Consider the following 506-nt stretch of genomic DNA (forward strand, 5'->3'; position numbering starts at 1 on the left):
CGCGCGCGGGTGCCCAACCTGGGCGGGTCGGTGTTCACCGTGGACGCGGTGAACCTGGCGCTGCCGGTGCCCGCCGAGGCGGTGGAGCTGCTCGACTTCAGCGGCCACCACCTGCGCGAGCGCGCGCCGCAGCGGACCCGGTTCACCCAGGGCCTGCGGGTGCGGGAGAACCGGACCGGGCGCACCGGCTACGACGCGGCGTACGTGCTGGCGGCGGGCACCGAGGACTTCGCGAACCGGCGCGGCGAGGTGTGGGCGGTGCACACGGCCTGGTCGGGCAACCACCGGACGTTCGCCGAGCGCACGTTCCACGCGGTGTCCCTGCTCGGGTCCGGCGAGCTGCTGCTCGCGGGCGAGGGACGGCTGGCGGAGGGCGAGGTGTACGAGTCGCCGTGGCAGTACGGCTCGTACGGCGCGGCCGGGCTGGACTCGGTGTCGGCGCGGTTCCACGAGTTCCTGCGCACCCGCCCCGGCCACCCGACCTCGCCGAGGCCGGTCGTGGTGAA

The 506-nt window shown here is 75.5% G+C and carries 1 protein-coding gene; it reads left to right on the top strand.

Going from position 1 to position 506, the window contains the following annotated elements:
* Window positions 1-506: glycoside hydrolase family 36 N-terminal domain-containing protein (locus tag ABFX50_RS51210; RefSeq protein WP_346158585.1), on the top strand; the 506-nt coding region annotated here is incomplete at both ends.

This window comes from Nonomuraea recticatena (genome assembly GCF_039533245.1).
Lineage (GTDB): Bacteria > Actinomycetota > Actinomycetes > Streptosporangiales > Streptosporangiaceae > Nonomuraea > Nonomuraea roseola.